The organism is Nostoc sp. JL33, from assembly GCF_017114985.1.
Taxonomy (GTDB): domain Bacteria; phylum Cyanobacteriota; class Cyanobacteriia; order Cyanobacteriales; family Nostocaceae; genus Nostoc.
Genome location: NZ_JABXKP010000078.1, coordinates 45227 through 67639 on the forward strand (window position 1 = coordinate 45227; position 22413 = coordinate 67639).

At 42.3% G+C, this 22413-nt stretch carries 17 protein-coding genes and 1 pseudogene; 12 read left to right on the forward strand and 6 right to left on the reverse strand.

Going from position 1 to position 22413, the window contains the following annotated elements:
• Positions 1-375 precede the first annotated feature (375 nt).
• The 5 genes from HWQ23_RS22925 (at position 376) to HWQ23_RS22945 (ending at position 6609) form a co-directional block, all read left to right on the forward strand.
• Positions 376-1278, forward strand: a complete 903-nt coding sequence (locus HWQ23_RS22925; RefSeq protein WP_292833282.1) for an undecaprenyl-diphosphate phosphatase — start codon at positions 376-378, stop codon at positions 1276-1278.
• Positions 1279-1408: 130 nt separating this feature from the next.
• On the forward strand, positions 1409-2101 hold the full coding sequence (locus HWQ23_RS22930; RefSeq protein ID WP_292833284.1) for a DUF4337 domain-containing protein: 693 nt from the start codon (positions 1409-1411) through the stop codon (positions 2099-2101).
• Between the two features lie 215 nt (positions 2102-2316).
• A complete protein-coding gene (locus HWQ23_RS22935) occupies positions 2317-3555 on the forward strand; it encodes a M20 metallopeptidase family protein (RefSeq protein ID WP_292833287.1) in 1239 nt (412 codons plus the stop codon).
• A 355-nt stretch (positions 3556-3910) separates the two neighbouring features.
• Complete coding sequence (locus tag HWQ23_RS22940; protein ID WP_292833290.1) at positions 3911-5746, forward strand: sensor histidine kinase; 1836 nt, start codon at positions 3911-3913, stop codon at positions 5744-5746.
• Between the two features lie 629 nt (positions 5747-6375).
• Positions 6376-6609 (forward strand): hypothetical protein, encoded by a 234-nt coding sequence (locus HWQ23_RS22945; RefSeq protein WP_292833293.1) that lies wholly within the window; start codon positions 6376-6378, stop codon positions 6607-6609.
• A gap of 122 nt (positions 6610-6731) precedes the next feature.
• Here HWQ23_RS22945 and nifJ read toward each other — a convergent pair whose 3' ends face one another.
• Positions 6732-10346, reverse strand: coding sequence for a pyruvate:ferredoxin (flavodoxin) oxidoreductase (gene nifJ / locus HWQ23_RS22950; RefSeq protein WP_292833296.1), 3615 nt, complete (start codon positions 10344-10346; stop codon positions 6732-6734).
• A 374-nt stretch (positions 10347-10720) separates the two neighbouring features.
• Positions 10721-10864 (reverse strand): annotated as a pseudogene (locus tag HWQ23_RS33480) (PAN/Apple domain-containing protein); the annotation flags it as partial.
• A 520-nt stretch (positions 10865-11384) separates the two neighbouring features.
• Here HWQ23_RS33480 and HWQ23_RS22955 point away from each other — a divergent pair.
• Positions 11385-11549: a CopG family transcriptional regulator gene (locus tag HWQ23_RS22955; RefSeq protein WP_292833299.1), complete on the forward strand. Its 165-nt coding sequence runs from the start codon at positions 11385-11387 to the stop codon at positions 11547-11549.
• Positions 11550-12134: 585 nt separating this feature from the next.
• Here HWQ23_RS22955 and rpsU read toward each other — a convergent pair.
• Positions 12135-12326, reverse strand: a complete 192-nt coding sequence (gene rpsU, locus HWQ23_RS22960; protein WP_094333031.1) for a 30S ribosomal protein S21 — start codon at positions 12324-12326, stop codon at positions 12135-12137.
• A 122-nt stretch (positions 12327-12448) separates the two neighbouring features.
• Positions 12449-12778, reverse strand: coding sequence for an RNA recognition motif domain-containing protein (locus HWQ23_RS22965; protein ID WP_292833302.1), 330 nt, complete (start codon positions 12776-12778; stop codon positions 12449-12451).
• 185 nt (positions 12779-12963) lie between these two features.
• Here HWQ23_RS22965 and HWQ23_RS22970 point away from each other — a divergent pair, with 185 nt between their 5' ends.
• Both HWQ23_RS22970 and HWQ23_RS22975 read left to right on the forward strand, forming a co-directional pair.
• Positions 12964-13176: a hypothetical protein gene (locus HWQ23_RS22970; RefSeq protein ID WP_292833305.1), complete on the forward strand. Its 213-nt coding sequence runs from the start codon at positions 12964-12966 to the stop codon at positions 13174-13176.
• Positions 13177-13234: 58 nt separating this feature from the next.
• Positions 13235-14629 (forward strand): TldD/PmbA family protein, encoded by a 1395-nt coding sequence (locus tag HWQ23_RS22975; RefSeq protein ID WP_292833308.1) that lies wholly within the window; start codon positions 13235-13237, stop codon positions 14627-14629.
• A gap of 100 nt (positions 14630-14729) precedes the next feature.
• Here the strand turns inward: HWQ23_RS22975 and HWQ23_RS22980 are convergent, their stop codons facing one another.
• The gene (locus tag HWQ23_RS22980; RefSeq protein WP_292833311.1) at positions 14730-15620 is read right to left on the reverse strand and encodes a hypothetical protein; all 891 of its coding nucleotides are present in this window, start codon (positions 15618-15620) and stop codon (positions 14730-14732) included.
• Between the two features lie 279 nt (positions 15621-15899).
• Here HWQ23_RS22980 and HWQ23_RS22985 point away from each other — a divergent pair, with 279 nt between their 5' ends.
• From HWQ23_RS22985 to HWQ23_RS23000, 4 genes are all read left to right on the forward strand, one after another.
• Positions 15900-16430, forward strand: coding sequence for a pentapeptide repeat-containing protein (locus HWQ23_RS22985; RefSeq protein WP_292833314.1), 531 nt, complete (start codon positions 15900-15902; stop codon positions 16428-16430).
• Positions 16431-17119: 689 nt separating this feature from the next.
• Positions 17120-17263, forward strand: a complete 144-nt coding sequence (locus HWQ23_RS22990) for a hypothetical protein (RefSeq protein WP_292833317.1) — start codon at positions 17120-17122, stop codon at positions 17261-17263.
• A 276-nt stretch (positions 17264-17539) separates the two neighbouring features.
• Positions 17540-19030, forward strand: coding sequence for a DUF1565 domain-containing protein (locus tag HWQ23_RS22995; RefSeq protein ID WP_472850428.1), 1491 nt, complete (start codon positions 17540-17542; stop codon positions 19028-19030).
• Positions 19031-19159: 129 nt separating this feature from the next.
• Positions 19160-19918: a hypothetical protein gene (locus HWQ23_RS23000; RefSeq protein WP_292833320.1), complete on the forward strand. Its 759-nt coding sequence runs from the start codon at positions 19160-19162 to the stop codon at positions 19916-19918.
• Between the two features lie 302 nt (positions 19919-20220).
• Here the strand turns inward: HWQ23_RS23000 and HWQ23_RS23005 are convergent, their stop codons facing one another.
• Positions 20221-22287 (reverse strand): tetratricopeptide repeat protein, encoded by a 2067-nt coding sequence (locus HWQ23_RS23005; RefSeq protein WP_292833323.1) that lies wholly within the window; start codon positions 22285-22287, stop codon positions 20221-20223.
• Positions 22288-22413 lie beyond the last annotated feature (126 nt).

Genomic DNA, 22413 nt, shown 5'->3' on the forward strand with positions numbered 1-22413 from the left:
GTTTACAACTGGTGCAGTCACAGTTCTGACATAACTTGGTAATAGCTTTGTCAATAAGACGTGCAATGGTGAGTAAGGATGAAATTAACCCTAACTCTAGTGACACACAAGGCAGGATTTACCTGCCTTATTTCATGTTTAGGGCTAAAACACCACTTCATTAGCAGCTTTTGTCTGTGCCAAATATGAATGTTAAAGACGTTTTTAGAATTACCAAATGGTATTTCCTTGGGTGACAACACGCTGCGCTAACACACGATACCAGTGTATTGTATGAAATGCCATCCAAGTGGCATATCTTAGTCACAAAAACGTCACTGGCATAAGTTAATCTGTCGATATTTGATTAAAAGTAAATTATTTACGCCTGATATCATGATGCTTTCTTTGGCGGTGGCGAGTGCAGTCTGTGGCAACGGTAGCGAAGTAAATCTAGACTTTGCTAACTTTAGCTGGATTGACGTGATTATTTTAGGCATCGTTCAGGGAATTACAGAACTACTGCCAATTAGCAGTACTGCTCATTTGCGGATAGTGCCAACTTTACTAGGACTGAAAGATCCGGGGTCTGCTTTTTCGGCAGCAATGCAGTTAGCTAGCTTGACTGCTGTTTTAGTCTATTTTTGGCAAGACTTAAAAAAATTAACCGGGGAGACAGTTAGAGCAATTAGCAGACAAGACTATCAATCTAGTTCTTTGCAACTGATGTTAGGTTTATTGATAGGAACTTTTCCCATTGCTGTGGCTGGTGTGCTACTCAAACCAATTCTTAACGCCTGCAACTCACCAATACGAGGGTTAGTAGTTATCGGTGCGGCTTCAATTATTATGTCAGGATTGCTGGCGATCGCCGAAAAACGCGGAGGACGCGATCGCACTTTCGACAACCTCACCCTCTGGGATGGCATTTGGGTAGGGGTTGCTCAAGCTTTTGCCCTCATCCCTGGCGTTTCTCGCTCCGGTTCCACTCTCACCGCCGGGTTATTTTTGGGCATGAAACGGGAGACATCTGCCCGCTTTTCTTTTTTGTTGGGCTTACCAGCCGTGATTTTGGCAGGTGCTGTAGAACTCCACACTCTTACGAAAGCCGGACTGAGTGTGGCTGGTTGGTTGACTTTGTTGGTGGGCTTAATCTCCGCCAGCATTTCCGCTTTTCTGGCAATTTGGGGACTCCTACGCTACCTGGAAAAACACAGTACCTTGATTTTTATTTTCTACCGCTTGGCGATGGGTGTATTTTTGATAGTTGCTGTGATGGCTGGTTGGTTGCAAAATTGATTTTAAATGATAATGGGGTATTAATAGCATCAGAACAGAAAACTAGGATCATCGGTATTATATGAATAATCCAAAAGTTTTTCGGCACTGAAACCCTTGTTTTATCTTGAAATGAAATTGGTATGACGATATGGACATAAACCCGATTGACTCGGTTGAGCCGGAAGACGATGAACCCGAAACGTCAGCTAACCGTGAAAAACGCAAAAGTAGTCTAAATAGTGCTGTTGCAATTGCAGTTGCATTGATTGCAACCTTTATGGGAATCTGCAATGTCAAAGACGATAATCTGGTTCAGGCAATGCAGCAAGCTCAAGCAAATAAAATTGATGATTGGGCGTTATACCAGTCTCGTAATATTCGTGAAGAAATAGCCAAATCAAATGTGACTCAACTGAAATTACAATCTGTTTCTCAATCTTCTGCTGTCAGGGCTGACTATGAAAAACAGATTGCGGCTTATCAAGTATTGGCTGATCAAGAAGACCAGAAAAAGCAGGAACAGAAGCTAGTTGCCGAAAAAGATCAAACAACCTATGACCAGCTTAATTACCATGACGACCAGTTTGACCTAGCTGATGCCTCCTTATCGCTTTCTGTCTCGCTATTTGCCATCACATCTCTATCTCAGAAAAAATGGTTGTTCTACCTCGCCTTGCTTCCAACTATATTTGGCTTGGTCATGGGGTTATCTGGATTATTAAATTGGCAACTACACCCCGATGCCTTGACCAAATTACTATCGGAAAACTTCTTAGAAAAGCCAGCCGAAAAAAAAATAGCGCTTTCCACTCGCACTTCCCCAAATCTGAAAGTCTTGTGAATTGATTGATTAAGAACATTAGACATCTCCAGAAATTAGATATGCGTTACCCAAAACCCTTGTAGAGACGTAGCACTGCTACGTCTCTACATTGCACTGCTACGTCAAAACAATTCTTTTTCACTCCTATGTCTATTGTGATTCTTCCCCATTCCCTACGATAAACTGGGAGAATAAACTTGCATTAGCTGTACTTAAACTAGTTTGTCTTCATAATGGTTTCTACCTTTCCCAATCCCTCTTCTGTTGACCTATCTCGCATCCGACTGGCAATCCGTTCATTGCAACCGCAATTGGTAGAGTGGCGGCGGCGATTGCATCAACAACCAGAGTTGGGTTTTCAAGAAAAACTGACGGCTGAGTTTGTATCACAAAAGCTGCAAGAATGGGGAATTGAGCATCAAACTGGCATTGCCCACACTGGCATTGTTGCCACCATCAAAGGCAACAAACTCCCCACTCCCGACTCCCCACTCCCGACTTCCCAAGTTTTAGCGATTCGGGCAGATATGGATGCTTTGCCAATCCAAGAACTCAACGAAGTGCCGTACAAATCGCAGCATGATGGAGTGATGCACGCTTGTGGACATGATGGACATACTGCGATCGCTTTAGGCACAGCTTACCATCTCCAGCAGCATCGCCAAGATTTCTCTGGTACCGTGAAAATTATCTTTCAGCCAGCAGAAGAATCACCAGGAGGCGCAAAGCCGATGATTGAAGCTGGAGTTCTGAAAAATCCTGATGTTGACGCGATTATTGGTTTGCACTTGTGGAATAATTTGCCCTTGGGAACAGTGGGTGTGCGGGCTGGGGCGTTGATGGCAGCTGTGGAGTGCTTTAACTGCACAATTTTGGGCAAAGGTGGACACGGCGCACTACCCCATCAAACTGTTGACTCCGTTGTGGTTGCTGCCCAAATCGTAAATGCTTTGCAAACCATTGTCGCTCGGAATGTTAATCCCATCGATTCAGCTGTGGTAACGGTGGGCGAACTTCATGCTGGAACCAAGCGGAATGTGATTGCTGATACAGCGAGAATGAGTGCCACTGTTAGGTATTTTAATCCTAGTTTTAAAGGCTTTTTTCATCAGCGCGTCGAGCAGATTATTGCCGGAATTTGTCAAAGTCAAGGTGCGAATTATGACTTAGAATATTGGTCACTTTATCCACCAGTCATAAATGATATTAAGATGGCAGAATTGGTGCGAACTGTAGCAGAAGAAGTGGTAGAAACCCCGATGGGGATTGTACCAGAATGCCAAACTATGGCTGCGGAAGATATGTCATTCTTCTTGCAAGAAGTACCTGGTTGCTATTTCTTTTTAGGTTCTGCTAACCCAGCGAAAGACCTAGCATATCCACATCATCATCCCCGGTTTGATTTTGACGAAACCGCCTTGGCAATGGGTGTAGAAATGTTTGTTAGATGCGTGGAAAGCTACTTGAATTGAGTGGGTGTAATCTTGATCATAACTTGCGCGATCGCATTAGACATAGGCGTGAAATTAAATATGTGTTATCTAGAACCCTTGTAGAGACGTAGCAATGCTACGTCTCTACATTCTTTTCACTCCTATGTCTATTATCCAAGAAGCTTTTTTACGCGGTTTATATTTTTGAAAAAATCTGAGTATATGTAGGGTGTGTTAGCACGGAGTCCGTAACGCACCAAAACCTTCCAGTCGTGCCGTACTTTCGTCTAACGCACCCTACGGGTATTTCAAAAATCAAATATGAGTCTTATATTGGAAATTATTTGGGCATCTTAAACTTAAAGCGATCAAAATTCAATCCAGGTTCATTAAGATGCTACCAACTCAACTAGTTTCATCGAATAATGGTTCTAGCCATTCACCCAAGCCCTTAAATAGCTTAAAGCTATGCAGAGATAAATTTAGTCAGTGGCTGAACAACCTGAAAGTTGGTCAAAAAATTACCCTTGGGTATACTGTAGTGTTAGGTATTGCCGTTGTTGGCACGGCAACGGGAATTTTGATTAGTGAACACTATCAAAATTTAGCTTACAAGCAAGAAAAATATAGCCAGGAAGAGATAAACTCACTCCATCGCTTGCAAATTAATATTTTGGAGTCGCGCATATCTCAACAAAAGCTCAATTCTCTTGTCCAACAACCAGAAGAGTTTCAACAAGAATATACCTATTTGCTTAAACATCTGGCTAACCTCAAGCAGACTTGGGCTGAAGCTAAAAATTTTATCACTACAAATTCAGCAATCGACGGAGAACACGGTCAAGTTCTTAAGCATTTTATAGAAGCCAATACAGGTATTGTAGAGGAATACGTGAAAGGAATAGAGCAGACAGTAGAGCAAATTGGCTTATCTAAACTCAAATCAACAGTAGCAATCGAGAAGGGTGAAACATTACTCTTTAATTTTACCAATAGCCCTCTAGCACTCAAATTGGATAGTATTTCCAGTAAATTGGACAAGCAGGTTGAAGTTTCTTCTCAAGAACTTAGAACAGCAAAAAAAGATGCCAATAAAGCAGATATTCTTCGCCTCCAGATTATTGCGGTGAGTATGTTATTTTCGGTTGCGATCGCCTCTATAATAGCTATTTACACTAATCGGATAATTACTCATCCTTTAGAAGCCACGACTAGAATAGCTCAACAAGCTACCTTGGAAGAAAATTTTGATCTGCAAGCCTCCGTGACAACCAAAGATGAAGTCGGGATATTAGCAACTTCTTTGAACAATCTAATCCAGCGAGTTAAACAATTATTACAAGAGCAAGAGGTTAAAAATCAATATCTCCAACACACTCTGCAAGAACTCCATAAGTCCCAAGCACAGTTAATTCAGAGTGAAAAAATGTCGAGTTTGGGTCAACTTGTGGCTGGGGTTGCACATGAAATTAATAACCCCGTCAACTTTATTCATGGGAATCTTGGTTATGCCATTGAATACGCCCAAGATTTACTGCGACTACTACAACTTTATCAGCAGCACTATCCTAATCCTCCAAAAGAAATTCAACAAGAAATTGAAGCAAGCGATCTTAATTTTATTTCTGAAGACTTTATTAAACTGCTTAAATCTATGGAGATTGGGACGAAACGTATTCGAGAAATAGTGCTGTTGCTACGTAATTTCTCACGTTTGGATGAAGCGGAATTTAAAAAAGTAGATATTCACGAAGGTATTGACAGTACCTTAATGATTCTGCAAAATCGCTTGAACGCAAAACCAGATAGCCCAGCTATTGAAGTCATCAAAAACTATGGTCAATTACCTGATATTGAATGCTATGCTGGTCAACTCAATCAGGTATTTATGAATTTAATAACAAATGCCATTGATGCCCTAGAGTCGGAAGCGCTCCTCTCTAATCCTATGATTAGTATTCATACTAAGGTTATTAGTGATAATTGGGTAGCAATTCACATTACTGATAATGCATCGGGGATAGAGTCAAAAATTGCAGAAAAAATTTTTGACCCCTTCTTTAGTACTAAACCTGTAGGCAAAGGCACCGGATTAGGTTTATCTATCAGCTACCAAATTATCACAAAACATGCTGGGGAATTAAAGTGTTATTCTGCACCAGGAGAAGGAGCAGAATTTGTGATTCAGATTCCTATAAAACATAAAGATTGCGCTACCGTTGATAAATAAAATAGGATTCTCCTATGAAATGCCTCCTTGCCCACCACCTCTACTTCATTACTTTGGCAAGAATACAGCACTTAAGATGCATATCATTAATATTCCCACGCTTACCCTCTCTGATGCCCCTTTGCTGCGACATCCGACCGATAGCGGTAATTCGTAATTCCTAATTAGAAAATTTAATCACGAATTAAAAGCTTACAATTACCAATTGTATTAATACCGATCTTTTGGTGTCTACTAGTCAACAAATTTGACTTTTTAAGCAAAAATTACTTTGATAAGGGACTGACAAATAAAAAAATATCCAATTATTTATTGTGGGGTGGGCATCTTGCCCGCCTTTGGTTATTGGGCGGGCAAGATGCCCACCCCACAAGATTGAATAATTTATTTCTTGGAAATCCATAACCGTTAAATTACTTAAATACTCTTATAAATATCTAAGCATTGTCAATATGGTTAGCGTCATTCTGGTAAAGTTATAGTTAATTTTATGACCTGCCAAGTAAAGTTTTTGCGTAGGCGTAGCCCATCGTAGATATTGTGCTATTTTATAGGTTGTGTTGAGAAACCAAACCCAATATTTGCGTGTTTGTTGGATAAAGTTCGTCTTTAATAGAACTTAAAGCACGATGTTTCTTATCAAGATCACGATGTTTCTCATCAACATCACGATATTTCTCATCAACATCACGATGTTTCTTATCAACATCACGATGTTTCTCATCAACATCACGATATTTCGCATCAACATCACGATATTTCGCATCAACATCACGATGTTTCTTATCAACATCACGATATTTCGCATCAACATCACGATGTTTCTCATCAACTTATATCATGTCCGCTTGATTGCTTATTAAACCCGAAGAACCCCACCCCGCCAAAGCTACGCTTTGTCTCCCCTCCCCGCTTGCGGGGAGGGGCTGGGGGTGGGGTGTAATGACTGTGGTTAGCATAACTAATTATGCGGACATGATATTAGTCACTCTACATCACGCTTTGCCAGATATTGGTACATCTGCCAACGTGCATCTACCTCAGATTGCGCTTGTTCTAACAAGTGCTTGGCAACGTCGGGTTTACTCTTAGTGAGCATTTTGAAGCGATTTTCTTGATACATCGAATCTTCTACCGATTGCTTAGGCGATCGCATATCCAATTGCAAAGGATTTTTACCCTGGAGGAGCAACTCTGGATTATGCCGATACAGCAACCAACGACCTGATTCTACCAGAGTTTTTTGATGATTCATCCCTGTGGTCATATCAATGCCGTGGGCTATGCAATGGCTGTAAGCAATAATCAGTGACGGGCCATCATAAGCCTCTGCTTCCAGAAATGCTTTGAGAGTATGTTCATCTCTAGCACCAAGAGCTACACTCGCTACGTAGACATTTCCGTAGGTCATGGCAATCATCCCTAAGTCTTTCTTAGGTGCAGGCTTACCACTGGCGGCATATTTAGCAACTGCTGCTCGTGGCGTAGCTTTAGAAGATTGACCGCCTGTATTAGAATAGACTTCTGTATCCATGACTAAGATGTTGACATTTCGACCACTAGCAATTACATGATCGATGCCACCAAAGTCAATATCATAAGCCCAACCGTCACCACCAACAATCCAGACGCTTTTTCTCACCAAGTAATTTGCAAGGGATTTGAGATTTTGGATTTGAGATTTTAGATTGGGATCGAGAGTTAGAATTTCATCTAACCTCTGCTGCAACAGTTCTATCCTTTCGCGCTGTTCCCAAATGTCAGCCTCAGATTTTTGTTCAGCTTTCAGGATGGAATAGACAAGGTTTTCATCTATTTCACTCCCCAACTGTTGCAATAATTCCGCCGCAAACTCAGCTTGTTTATCGAGAGAAAGACGGAAGCCAAAACCGAATTCGGCGTTATCTTCAAATAGATTATTAGACCACGCGGGGCCGCGTCCTTGGGCGTTTGTTGTCCAAGGAGTTGTGGGAAGATTACCACCATAAATTGAAGAACAACCTGTAGCATTGGCGATGACGGCGCGATCGCCAAACAATTGTGTTAATAATTTCAAGTAAGGTGTCTCACCACAACCTGCACAAGCACCAGAGAACTCAAATAAAGGTTCTTGCAGTTGTTGTTGGCGAATCTGGTTTAATTTTAGCGATCGCCTGTCAGGATTGGGTAAACTTAAGAAGAAATCCCAGTTTTTCCGCTCTTGCTCTTGTAAAGGCAGCTGCTGTGCCATATTAATCGCTTTCCGCAATGGCTCAGATTTATCTTTAGCAGGGCAAATATTTACACAAATAGTGCATCCTGTGCAATCTTCTGGGGCAACTTGAATGGTAAATTTTTGATTGGCAAAGTCTTTATCTTTTGCACCCGTTGACTTGAAGCTTCCCGGTGCATTGACTAACTCATCTGCTTGATAAGCTTTTGCACGGATGGCGCTATGGGGACAAACCATGACGCACTTACCGCATTGAACGCAGACATCCGGCTCCCACACAGGTATTTCTTCAGCAACGTTACGTTTTTCCCACTTGGCAGTACCTACGGGAAAAGTGCCATCAACGGGTAGTGTGCTAACAGGTAAGTCATCGCCTTCCCACACCATGATTTTGCCCAGAACTTCCCGCACAAATTCGGGAGCGGAGTCTAGCAATTTTGGATTTTGGATTTTGGATTTTGGATTGTTGATTCCCTGTGGGACATCTACTTTATGTAAGTTTTCTAAGGTGTTGTCTACAGCTTGCAAGTTCATGCGGACAACTTCTACACCTTTTTTACCATAAGTCTTGTCAATCGCTTGTTTGATTTTAGCGATCGCTTCTTCTTGCGGCAAGACACCCGCTAAGGCAAAGAAGCATACCTGCATAATAGTGTTAATTCTTCCACCCATGCCACTTTCGCGGGCAACCTGGCTAGCATTGATTACGTATAACTTCAAATGCTTGTCAATAATTTGCTGCTGCACCTTCATCGGCAAATATTCCCAGACGGTATCTGCATCATAAGGACTGTTAAGCAGCAAAGTCGCCCCAGGAATAGCAGCCTTCAAAATATCTATGCGTTCCAGAAAACCCCAGTGATGACAACCAATAAAGTTAGCTTGGTCAATTAAATAGGTGGAGCGAATTGGCTCTTTACCGAAGCGTAGGTGAGAAACGGTCATTGAGCCAGATTTTTTGGAGTCAAAGACAAAGTAGCCTTGGGCGTAATTGTCGGTTTCTTCACCAATAATCTTGATAGAGTTTTTGTTAGCCCCAACTGTACCATCAGCACCCAACCCATAAAACATTGCCCGAACAACATTATCCGATTCTGTAGAAAAGTTAGGGTCAAAGCTTAGAGAAGTATGACTAACGTCGTCATTAATCCCAATAGTAAAGTGATTTTTTGGTTTAGCTTGGGCAAGGTTATCAAAAATGCCCTTCACCATCGCCGGAGTAAATTCTTTAGAAGAAAGACCGTAACGGCCACCCACAATTTTAGGGTATGAAAAAGTATTTTCTTCCCCTACCTCCCCTGCCTCCCCTGCTCCCCCTGCTCCCTTATCTCCCCACGCTTCATGAATTGCAGCCACAACATCTAAATATAAAGGCTCACCGGCGCTACCTGCTTCTTTGGTGCGGTCAAGAACAGCGATCGCTTTTACACTAGTTGGCAATACTGCAACAAACCTTTGAACATCAAAGGGGCGGTAAAGTCGCACTTTTACAACACCAAGTTTTTCACCACGCGCGTTAAGATAATCTACTGTTTCATGGACGGTTTCACAGCCTGAACCCATAATAACGATAATGCGATCGGCATCGTTAGCGCCATAATATTCATAGATTTTGTAATGCCTTCCCGTGCGTTCTCCAAATTCATCCATGATCCGCTGGACAATTTCTGGACAGGCATTGTAGTAAAGGTTAGCGCCTTCACGTCCTTGGAAGTAGACATCGGGGTTTTGGGCAGTACCCCGCAAGACTGGACGATCTGGGGTGAGCGCACGGCTGCGGTGAGCGAGTATTAGGTTATCGTGGATCAGCGATCGTAAATCGCTATCTGAGAGCAGTTTGACTTTCTGCACTTCATGCGAGGTGCGGAAACCATCAAAGAAGTGCATAAACGAGACTCGCGTCTCTAGGGTAGCAGCATGGGCGATCAGAGCAAAATCTTGACTTTCCTGCACCGAAGCAGAACACAGCAGAGCAAAACCAGTCGCACGAGCTGCCATCACATCGCTATGATCACCAAAAATTGATAAAGCGTGAGTAGCCAACGAGCGAGCTGCAACGTGAACCACGGCGCTAGTCAGTTCACCAGCAATTTTGTAGAAGTTGGGTATCATCAACAATAATCCCTGAGATGCCGTGAAAGTCGTACTCAGGGAACCTGTTTGCAATGCCCCATGCACAGCACCTGCGGCTCCTCCCTCGCTCTGCATTTGCACGACGCTGGGAACAGTACCCCAGAGATTGGGACGACCTTCTGCTGACCAAGCATCTGCCCATTCACCCATTGCTGAAGAGGGGGTGATGGGATAAATGGCAATCACTTCATTTAATTTGTAAGCAACACGGGCGACAGCCTCATTCCCGTCAATGGTTGCAAAGGTTTTCGTCATAATGTTCATAATATGATTTTTGTCCTCGCCTTTAAACTGGATTATCAGAACACGTAAATATAAAAATCAGAAATAGCCAGAGCCAAGAAATCAGTGAACATGAGTTACTGATAACTGTTAAAAGGGGGATATTATCCGAACCGTACTGAAATTTACCCTTGCTGAAAGGATGATTTATTGATGGCTTTTGGCTCTTAAGTTAACTTTAAATAAATACTGCACCTATTAATATCTCATCCGCAATCCTGCGTCTATTAATATGCATTAATAATGTACTCAATAACCAAAGGCTCTGTTTGATAAGACTTTAAGCTAATTTATTCTTTTTTGTGGGGTATAGGGTCGGGAATCTCTGATCCAAAATATTCCCGAAATCAGGAAACATTATGTGCTACAGATTTTAAATAACAAACAGCACTACTACCTTGTACTCCTGGGCGAACACAAGTATCACTACATGTATTATCATTAATACAAGACTGCTGGCAAACTGAAGCGGATGCTGAGATTGGAAAAGATGTGTAATCGCTTGTTTAAAATACAGTTATTTTCCACTTATTACAACAATTCTTAATAAAATACAATTATTCTTAATAATTCTACATAATTCTACATAATTCAGCCAGTGTTTAGCTGTAACCCATACAGTGACTGTAAGGCAGGGGGATGAAAGAATCGAGTTGTATTCAAGCTTCCCTCCTCGCGCCAGATGGTTTCAAGCTCGTGTTTTGAAATATGGAGAACCAAGGCTGTACAAACACTTTGGCGATATCGATGTTCAATGACAGTTGGTAATACTTATTTTGTGTTTACTTACTTTGGTATTCCTTTTACATTCTATTTATAATTACCGCCCTAAAAGTAGCTAAACTTCACACTTGAGAATATACCCTACCTCTTCACTGTTGCTTAGAAAAATATCATGTCCTGCTTCATGATTACTTAAAAGAGATGTCATTAGTTATACCATTGTTTTAGCAGCTTAAATGATTGATATTAGAGAAGTAGTTTAAAAATATCGCTTGTCTGTCTAAATACATGAATAAAAAATGGGCTGCTAAACGACTTACAATCAATCTCACATCAAGCGAGGCACAGAAGCTCGAACAATTCTGTTCAATCACGGGGAGACCAGCAACCGATGTGATTCGGGAGTTAATTCGCTCTCTTTCTCCTCAAAATGAAAAAGTCTCTGAAACCTAGTAAATCAGCATCAGCACATCTCAATTTGGGAGTGAAATATACTGTTTCACAGTTATCAGTTATTTTCCCGGCAAACACGCGCTATAGGTAGCAAGTGAACACAATCCAGATGTGATTATGCTCGATTTAGCCATACCCAATATGGATGGTTTAGAAATTAAATATGCGTTACCCAGAACCCTTGTAGAGACGTAGCAGTGCTACGTCTCTACATTCTTTTTCACTCCTATGTCTTATAGGTAGCGAATCAAAATCAGTTTGGAGATTAACTACCAATGGTAGAAGTTATCAGTTTTTCTATATAGAGCGTTCAGCTCAGTTGCTACAAGTTCTAAAAGTAATTTATCAGCTTTAAAAGGGAACTTAACTTTTAGAGCCAAGAATCCCACGACTTTAAGTGGGAATGAGCGTAGCGATATTTCCGTAGCCGTGGGAGCGTCAAATTGCCCATTCCATAATAGTGAGTAATGGTGCCAAAACCTACCCTTTAGATTCACATGCAGGAGTATAGCGTTCGCCTCTTCGACAGCTAAGAATCTAATGAGAGAGTGCGTTAGCGTCGCTTACCGTAGGTATCGCTTGTTCTCAATTACGACGGAAATTTCTCTTACGTTGTTTGTGCCTTGCGACTTCTTTGCGCTTGTGTTTTTCCAAAGGCGTTTCAAAGTGACGATGCTTTCTCATGTCGGGAAAAATACCTGCTTTGGAAACTTCCCTCTTAAATCGACGTAAGGCTGACTCAATTCCTTCATTCTCGCCCACAAATACTTGGGTCATTTTCATCTCCTACTTAATTGGTACTGGGCAATTTTAAGCGATCCAGTATACCGGAGTGCAAAAAGGGCAGATAATGATTCTGCCCTTAAGACGTTAAAACTGAATTTTTTATCTTAAAGCTTTTAGTAGCGTCCTCCTCCTCCTCCTCCTCGAGAGTATCCACCACCACTGTTGCCGCGACGGTCACCACCAAAGGAACCACCTCTATCTTCCTTCGGTTTAGCCTTATTCACTTTGAGATCGCGTCCCATCCACTCAGCACCATCAAGAGCTTCAATGGCAGCTGTTTCTTCGGCTTCTGTACCCATCTCTACAAAAGCAAAGCCGCGTGGTCGTCCTGTTTCACGGTCAGTAGGCAACTGAACCCGTTTTACAGAACCATGTTCGGCAAAAACAGAAGTGAGGTCTTCTTGTGTGACCTCGTAGGATAGATTACCTACATAAATTGACATGCATTATCTCCAAAATCATAGGTGTGTAGAGATTTAGATTTCGGAGACAAGCTTGTTAAGACCAAAAGGGAAAAGCCTGTCAATACTAAAAACAAACACTGTAACCGAATTTTATTCTCACCTAATTACCTTAGCACATCATTCAGTTCTTACCCACCGTAAAAAAGGAAGTACTAACAGTCAGAGTGCTACGCGCAAAATTGGGTATTGGGGATTGGGGATTGGGGATTGGGGATTGGGGATTGGGGATTGGGGATTGGGCACTTGTACTGAGCGTTCGCGTAGCGTCTGGTAGAGAAGCCGTTGGCGCAGCCTCTCGTAGAGAAGTATTGGGTATTTTCCCCCTGCCTCTCCATCTTCTAGAAAACCGATTCATGGGCAACTCCGACATTGAGTAGCATAAATTCCCCAAATAATTGCAAAATAAATGCAGTTCGTCATTGTTATTACCTGGAAATGCCGACTACACTTGCTGACGCACAAAATTTACTTTCTGACCTGATCGCCCGCTACTGTGAGCGTGTAGATTATCTGATGATTCGCCTTGAAGAAGCAGAAGGGACTGATATCTTGTTGCGTGGCGACAAGGTAGAAACCCTCAGTGAAGGCATCTCCATTGGTGGACATATTCGCGCTTGTTATAAAGGTGGATGGGGATTGAGCTGCTTTAACGAGCTGGCGACAATTAAGGATCGTATAGAAGAAGCGATCGCTGCTGCGCGGATGGTTGGTGATGAAGAAACTTTACTTGCACCCATTGACCCGGTGCAAGCAATATGCATTCTACCCCTAAAAGGCACCGACCCCCGAAAAATTCCACTCTCGAAGAAAAAACAATTGTGCGATCGCTATACTGAATTGCTCAAAAGCGTTGATCGCCGGATTACCACTACCTCGGTGCGTTACGGTGACAGCGCCCAAAAAGTGATCATCGCTACCTCAGAAGGCACTTTGATCGAGCAATCTTGGGTGGATATGGAAATGCGCTTTGCCGCCACCGCCAAAAATGGCGAAACCGTACAAACTGGACGGGAAACTACTGGCTCTCGCAAAGGTTATGAAGATTTAACTAATTTGGATGAGCAAGTCAAAGGTGCCGCTCAAAGAGCGATCGCAGCTTTATCTTTGCCATCGGTGAAAGGGAATACTTACACGGTAGTCATTGACCCAATTCTCACGGGTTTATTTGTCCACGAAGCCTTCGGACATCTTTCTGAGGCTGATATGGCTTACGAAAACCCCGATTTACTGGAAGTCATGACCATCGGCCGGCGGTTTGGCCCAGAAGAACTCCAAATTTTTGATGGTGCGGCTCCAGAAGGACATCGCGGTAGCTATTTTTACGACGATGAAGGCACACCTGCCACTACTACTCAACTAATTAAAGATGGAGTTTTAGTTGGACGTTTACATTCTCGTGAAACGGCTGGCAAATTGGATGAAGCGCCTACGGGTAACGCACGCTGTCTCAACTATCACTTTACTCCGATTGTGCGGATGACAAATACCTGGATTGAACGGGGTAAAACACCAGTCGAAGACTTATTTACCGATATCAAAGAAGGAGTTTATGCCCGTAATTGGTTAGGTGGGATGACGAATGGGGAAATGTTCACCTTTAGTGCTGGGGAAGCGTGGATGATTAGGAACGGCAAAATTGCTGAACCTGTGCGGGATGTAACGCTTTCGGGAAATGTATTCCAAACATTAGCGGATATTGAGGCACTTGGTGATGATTTTTACTGGGATGAATCTGGCGGTTGCGGTAAAGGAGGGCAAAACGGCTTGTCAGTGGGTTGTGGTGGCCCTAGTCTGCGAATTCGAGATGTAGTGGTTGGTGGGGAAACCTGAACTACCCGCCGCTATAGCCCTACTGAATCATTCGTGAGAAAGAAGATCCCCGACTTCTCAAATAAGTCGGGGATCTGCGGGTTGCAATTAGTAAAAAAAATCAATTTGCTAGCCAGAAAGCGACGTTACGCACATAGGTTTTGATATCTTCTAAGGCGCGTGGCTGTTTTTTGATGCCATCTCCTGGTGATTCATCTACAAAAGTGGGACAGCCTTTGTTAATATCCCAGTTGTAATCGACTAAATGATGAAAGCTGGAGTTAGCTACTGCTCGTCCTAGTATATTCCCCTGTTTATCTTGATGACGCTCGATCACTACAAGCAAATTGAAGTTACGACCTGTAACTAAACTTTTACCCAGAGCAATTACCCGCGCGTTTGCATTGCTCGGAAGCGCACCAATACCGCCTTCGTGGGGATGTGTGGGGAAAAACTCGATACTTCCCGATGGTGAATTGGGATTTTTTAAAAGTTCGTGAATCGGTTCAACAATGGTAATTTTTTGATAATCACCGTTAGCTCCAGAATGATAGTTAGGCCAGGAAATATAAGTTGTGTATGAGTCATCTCGGCTCCAGCGAGATTCATCGGGATCGGGATTTTTGGTGTTGAAATAGTTGACATCACCAATGTCAACTAAACCACACATCGAACAGCCCATATCCTGATGATCGCGTGTTGTTAAAATACCGCCGCCGCGTTGCCGAAAAGCATTAATTCCGGCAATGTCTTTTTCGGTTAAACCGTTATCCACCTCTAAGCCAAATAGCCAAAGTTCATCAAAATCTGATTTGTCGAGACTACTTAAAACTGGATCACTACCGACTGCATCTGATTCGTAATCGCGTCCGGTAACTTCAAATAAGGAGTTTCCGGCTTCGTCTTGAATCGATGCTAAGTAATCTTGTAACATCGAGAAACGAAAAATGCTCCAGTCATCTTCAGTCGTAGGAATCGTAGTCTGCAAAAGAATACGAATTGGTTTTGCCATAACCTCTGCCAGATGAACACCACAATTGAGTATAGCGATCGCTATACTCAAATGATTAAATTTTTAAGGTGAGCAACATCCCTCTCAAGGATGAAAGTAACTCATAACTTTAGGTAGTAGCGCCAGTAGTTAAGGATGGCTAATGTAGATAAACGTGATTAAATATTCACTCCAGTTTGATTCACCACACCAATCCTCCGTGGCGCGTGCTGAGGATTTACTGCCTGTCTGAGTAAGCTGGATAGCCCCAAGTGAACGTTCTTTAGCACAGGGACAGATATGAAAGCAGATCAACTCCTGAAAAACTATGCCGCAGGTGTCAGAGACTTTACTGGCGTCAACTTGAGCGAGGTAAACTTAAGCCAAGCCAATCTCAGTGAGGTAATTTTAGATAGAGCAATTTTAGATGGAGCTAATCTGAGTCACGCTAATTTAGCCCACGCCAGTTTGATTGAGGCAGACTTAAATGGAGCAGATTTGAGCAATGCTAACCTCAGTGATAGCAACTTAACTGGAGCTATTTTGGATGGAGCTATCTTGGATGGAGCTGCAATGGAAGGAGCTAATTTGAGTCACGCTGATTTGACAGTTGCTAAACTAATTGACACTAACTTGAGTGACGCGGATTTGCAGGAAGCAAGCTTGATAGCGGCGAATCTAGATGGAGCCGATTTGAGTGGTGCAGACTTAACTGTAGCCGACTTATCCCAAGCAAATCTTACTCAAGCAGATTTGAACCAGACAAATTTGAGCGGAGCAAATTTGGATGGAGCCAATATAGAAGGAACAATCCTAGATGAGAATGTGTGACATTGAACCACATCTGTCGTAGGGAACATTGCTCATTGGTGTCAACTTAACGTAAAATTCATGTCCCACAAGGAACTGAAGTTCTTTGCTAATAGCAAAAGTCTTCTGTTGATGACTAAATATACCCAAAAATCTTTAGTCTACTTCAGTAGAGTTTAGCTGAAAGCCAAAGAACTTTAGTTCTAGGCGGGTGAGTCAAGCCCTTCGGGGAATTCAAAATTCAAAATTATTAATTCAAAATTAAAGACAATCATTGTTGGCTCTGTACCCACCACTGATTGTAGACCACTGAATTTCATTCAGTGGGGGCAATGACCTTGAAGGATTAATTAATTCAAAATTATTCAAATTATTCATTTTGAATGCGTGAATACGTGAATGCGTGAATTCAAAAAAGGTCAAGCCTTCAGTTAAGCTATTTCTAGCTTAAGTTGACACTAATAGACATAGGCGTGAAAAAGAATTGTTTTGACGTAGTAGTGCTACGTCTCTACAAGGGTTCTGGGTAACGCATATTTAATTTCACGCCTATGTCTAATGAGCATTGCTGTGCCCCTACCGCGTGGTATATTTAGCTGAAAATAGCTGTAAGAGGGGGACGCTGCGCCAACGGGAGCGTCTTATCATTCAACATCGCTCTTAGCTAAGAGAATCGCTGTGTGGCTAAGACAGCGCCCTAAAAAAGATATTTGGATGATCGCCCTCAAAACTCGGAACGCCGAGCTTGGAACACGGAACGCCGAGATTGGAACACGGAACGCCGAGATTTGAACTCGCAACGCCGAGATTGGAACTCGCAACGCCGAGCTTGGAACACGCAACGCCGAGCTTGAAACTCGCAACGCCGAGATTGGAACTCGCAACGTCGAGATTGGAACTCGCAACGCCGAGATCAGAACTCGGAATGTTGCGTGAGAGTCTATAACTTATGTGTAGACATGATCCGCTTGCAAGCAAAAGTAACGTAAATATATTTTCTACAGACAAGGATACTACTTTGAAAAAGTTTGCTCGAAGTAGTTTTATTTATGATTGTCATAATTCAAACAATTGACTCTCAACTATCAATGGTGAACTCTACCCTCGTTGTCAGATTCTATATCAACCCTATGACAGGGAATGATACTAATACTGGTTCACGGTTGAGTCCGTTTAAAAGCCTCACCCGTGCCTTAAAAGTAATTAAAATCCCCACGATAATTCATCTGGAATCGGGAACTTACAGCGCCGCTAGTGGTGAGGTGTTCCCACTGATCATCCCTAGAGGGGCAACAGTGGTGGGTAACGAAGCGAAAAAAGGTGCAGGGATTGTAATTTCCGGGAGTGGCGAGTATGAAAGTCTCAGCTTTGGTGTGCAAAATATCACGCTGCTCTTGGTAGATAATGCCAGTCTTCTAGGTGTAACTGTCACCAATCCCTCAGTCAAAGGTACTGGTATCTGGATTGAATCGGCTGCACCTACTTTAGCTAACAATACTTTCAGGGACTGTGGACGGGAAGGTGTGTTTACCACTGGTGCTGCCAAACCCGCAATTTTAGATAACATATTTGTGGAAAATACTGCTAGTGGGTTAGTGATGGCACGTTATAGCCAGGGAGAAGTCCTGCGGAATGTATTTCAAAGAAACCCTTTGGGCATAGCAATTAGTGACTTTGCCGCCCCAGCGATCGCAAATAACAAATTATCCGAAAATCGCACGGCGATCGCCCTTTCTCGCAACGCCCAACCTGTGCTACGTCAAAATCTCATTGCTAAAAATACCCAAGGTGGTCTATTAGTCAATGGCAATGCAATTCCCGACTTAGGTAACACCCAACATCGCGGTGATAATATTTTTCGTGATAATAGTGAATTTGATTTATATAATGCCACTACACAAAAGCTGGTTTCCGTAGGTAATCAATTAAATCCTTCTCTAGTCAAGGGCTTGGTCGAATTGCTCCCAAGCAACCGGGTAGCGGTTAGCACCACTGACTCTAACGCTCCGACAGAATCCCGATCTCAAAAACTTCCCTTGTCCCCCCAACTAGATGGACATTGGGCAAAACCATTTATTCAGGCATTAGTGAACATGGATTTAACTCAGGGTTTTGCTGATGGTAGCTACCAGCCAGATAAACCCATGACTCGCGCCCAGTATGCGGCTTTGGTGGCGAGTGCCTTTAACCCATTTCCCAAAGTCCCAGCGCCTGATTTTACAGACGTACCCAAGGATTTTTGGGCTTATAGCGCTATCCAAATCGCGGCTAGTGGTGGCTTTGTGGGCGGATTTAGCGATCGCACTTTCCGTTTTGATCAAAATGTCCAGCGACTACAGGTGATTGTCTCCCTAGTAAACGGACTGGGACTACCAGCTGCTGATAGGGATATTTTAAAAGTATATAGCGATCGTCATACGATACCCGACTATGCCCAGACAGCCGTTGCCACTGCTACACAAGGGGGGATAGTTGTCAACTATCCAGATCCGAAAGTGCTTGCCCCTTCACGTTGGGCAACACGCGCCGAAGTTGCAGCGATGGTTTATCAGGCATTAGTTGCCATTGGGCGAACATCTGCGATTAAATCAGTCTATGTAGGGTTGCATTCCAGAAGTTGACAAGTAGAATAGGAAACACTGCCTATCCGCTTAGTAACTCGTGAAAAAAAACCATGTAGTTAAAAGCACGCTAGGCTAATATGCGATGGGTGACAAATCTTAGACCTATTGCTTAGAGCTAATAGCCCCATGTTAACAACACTTCCAGACACTTCTGCCAACTTAGCGATCGCCTTATTAATTAACTATAGTTTCGATCTCAGTGGGTATAGTGCCAATGAGCTAGTTGAGCGTTGGCAAACGCAATTTCCCCTTAATTGGCTACACCTGGCAGTGATTGAGGCACTATATCAAGGTCGTTATAAAGGGGTTTCGGTGCAGCAAATCTTAGTATTTTGGCAGCGCCGGGATCAGGCTACATATCATTTCAACATGGAATTTGAACGGATGATTTGTAGCAAATTTCCCCAAAGGTTAACCTCATTGGCTGCACCAGCGCTACCGCCAGCCCAGAAAAACCCTACTGTAGAGAAAGTGACGAATCCTCAATTACCACCAGCTAAGATTGACAAGGGCTATCAACACACCAATAGTGCAACTCTACAACTGAAAAGTTCCGAACCAAAGACATCTTTGAGTGAAGAAGAGCAAAAGCCGGAAGATAGAGACAATAAAACCGTCTCCAAGTCTTCGCTTTCTGGGAAATTTGCCTCTTCGGCAACCCTTCAGCTATCATCTGCTGTCAGCCAAAGGCAAACTTCACAAGAAAGTCCACCGCCCTCTCCATCACCATTGCATCATAAACGGGCAAAGCTGCTTCCACCTGCTGCTATTCATGCCCCAATCGGGCAATTTACCCCAGAAAAAAGCGATCGCTCTGAGTCTTTCACATCTAAACTCAAAGCGATGACTGGCGAACACAATCCAATTGTGGGGAGTAATTCGTAATTCGTAATTCGTAATTCGTAATGACACTCTCTACAAGACGCTTCTCTTCTTAGGCTCCGCCAACGCGTAGCTTGTCGGACGCTGTTTGTACGCGGACTCGCTAATGCTACGAAGACAGTAATTCGTAATTAAAAAAGTCAGATTTAATCTAAGTTTTCAGGTTTACATCTGTAGCTTACTTTTGGAGAATTGGGATTAATTTTTGGGCATTGGTAAAAAGAGAGAGAATAATTCTTTTTTTCTCTGCCTTTGGAGGATGAGGTTTTCACCCGATGAATCACCACCGCAACTTTTTTAGGTTTTTACTCTGCAACTAACTCCTTAAAGCGCTGATCATTGGCAATCTCATCAAAATCTAGGTCAGATGCTGCGTCTTCTTTATACCTGGGATTAAGTTCAATTGCTTGTTGTAGAGTTAGCAGAGATAGTTCAACTTGTCTTTGCAGTGCGTAACAGGCTGCTTTGTTGTAATAGGCACTGGCATAATCTGGATTAATTTCTAAGGCTTTGTTAAAACTAGCGATCGCTTCATCATCGCATCCCAATCTTACCAAAGTATAACCGTGTTTATCCCAGATTTTGGGAGAATTGGGTTGGAATTCCAACGCTTTTTCAAAGGACGTTATTGCCTCTTCGTATTGTTCTAATGCTACTAGGGAAAGACCGCGATTTAACCAAGCAATTGCATCATCCGGCTTGATTTGTATAGCTTTATCAAATGAGGTAAAGGCTTGCTGATGCTGTTGTAAGTTCCCAAAAGCAACGCCGCGATCGCACCAAGCTTGATGATAATCTGGCTGAATCGCAATAGCTCGATCATAGGAAGCGATCGCATCTTTGTAGCGTTTCAACCTTCCGAGAGTTAGACCGCGTTTTAACCAAGCCACAGGTTCATCAGGTTGGATTTTAACCGCTTGGTTGTAAGCTGCGATCGCATCTTCATAACGCCTTTGGGAAAACAGTTCATCTCCCTGTTTTACATACTCATCAGCAGTGAATTCCGGTTGTATTAGCTCTTCTTGTATTTCTTCCTCAACTTCAGAATTCACCAGCTCTGGAATAGATTCAGGTGTAATTTCAGTTAATTCTTGAAGTATCAGATCCTTTCTTTCTTGGGCATTCAATTCTAACTCAGATTGAGAGACAAACTCAGTTTCTAATCTTTCTAACTTCTCCAAAATTATAATCTTTTGTTGTTGAGCATTCAATTGTAATTCTGAGAATTGCAAAGTAAACTCAGAACCCGATTTTTCTAAATTCTCAATGATTAACTCTTTGCACTTTTGAGCATCTATTTGTAATTCTGATAGTTGTTCAGCAAACTCTGACTGCAACCTTGCTAAACTCTCAACAATTTTATTTTTTTGCTCCTGAGCATCTACCTGTAATTCCAATAATTGAGATTTCAATTGATTATCTAATTTTCCTAAATTTTCAATTGTAATCTCTTTTTTATTTTGAGTATCTACCTGTAATTCCGATAACTTTTCAGCAAATTCTGACTGCAATTTTGTTAAATTTTCAAGAGCTATATCCTTTTGCTTTTGAGCATCAGACTGCAATCCAGAAAGTTGAGATGTGAACTCAGACCTTGATACTTCTAAATCAAAAACGGCTAGTTCTTGCTGTTGTTGCACACCTAACTTTAACTTAGACAGTTCCTCTGCCATAACAGATGCTAATTTTCCGAGATTTCCCAGCGCTATATCTCTTTTTTGTTGAGCATCAAACTCTAACTTAGATAGCCCGGAAGCAAATTTTGACTCTAAAATTTCTATATTTTCTTGAGATTTTTTGAGTTCAGTTTCTAATCTACTTAATACCTGTGCTTTAGCTGAAGCTAGCTCCGATGTAATAATAGATATATTTTCTTCTTCACTTTTAATTTTTTGCTGTAAAGCAGCCGTTTCTTGTTCTAATTCATAATTTATTTTTTTAGCTTCTTGAATAACATTTTCAGCCTCTTGTTTAACGGTGGTTAGCTGATTTTGTAATTTTTCCATCCCCTGTAATTGTTGCATTGCTCTCTCAACAATTTCACGGATTATCACCCGTCGCAAGAGCCAAAATAAAGCAATGATTGCGACTGGAAATAGGCTTAATATAACTAGCCAGACATTCAGTAAGATAGTTGTACGGCTAAAAGCGCTATTAAAATCAGATTGGACTTGCTGTTGAATTCGCTTTTCGGTTCGTAGTCGTGCTAATTCTTCCCGTTCCTGATTCGATAAGACTGGAGCAGGAGTTAGTGCAGGTTTGGGTGATGGTGCAGATTGTCCACTGGCAATACTAGCGGATAACAGTAAGGGTAAAAATACGATAGTGCTTTTTACAATTAAAGCGAAAACAGCTTGATTTTTGCTCTTCATAACAACCATCTCAGTCTGTTGGTCAGTTTTTGAAGCGGCGTGCCTCTCTCCAATCTATAACAGAATTAAGTAGTGAAATGTTGTAGAGGCACTGGGAAATCCTGAACAATCCTTAATTAATCTGCT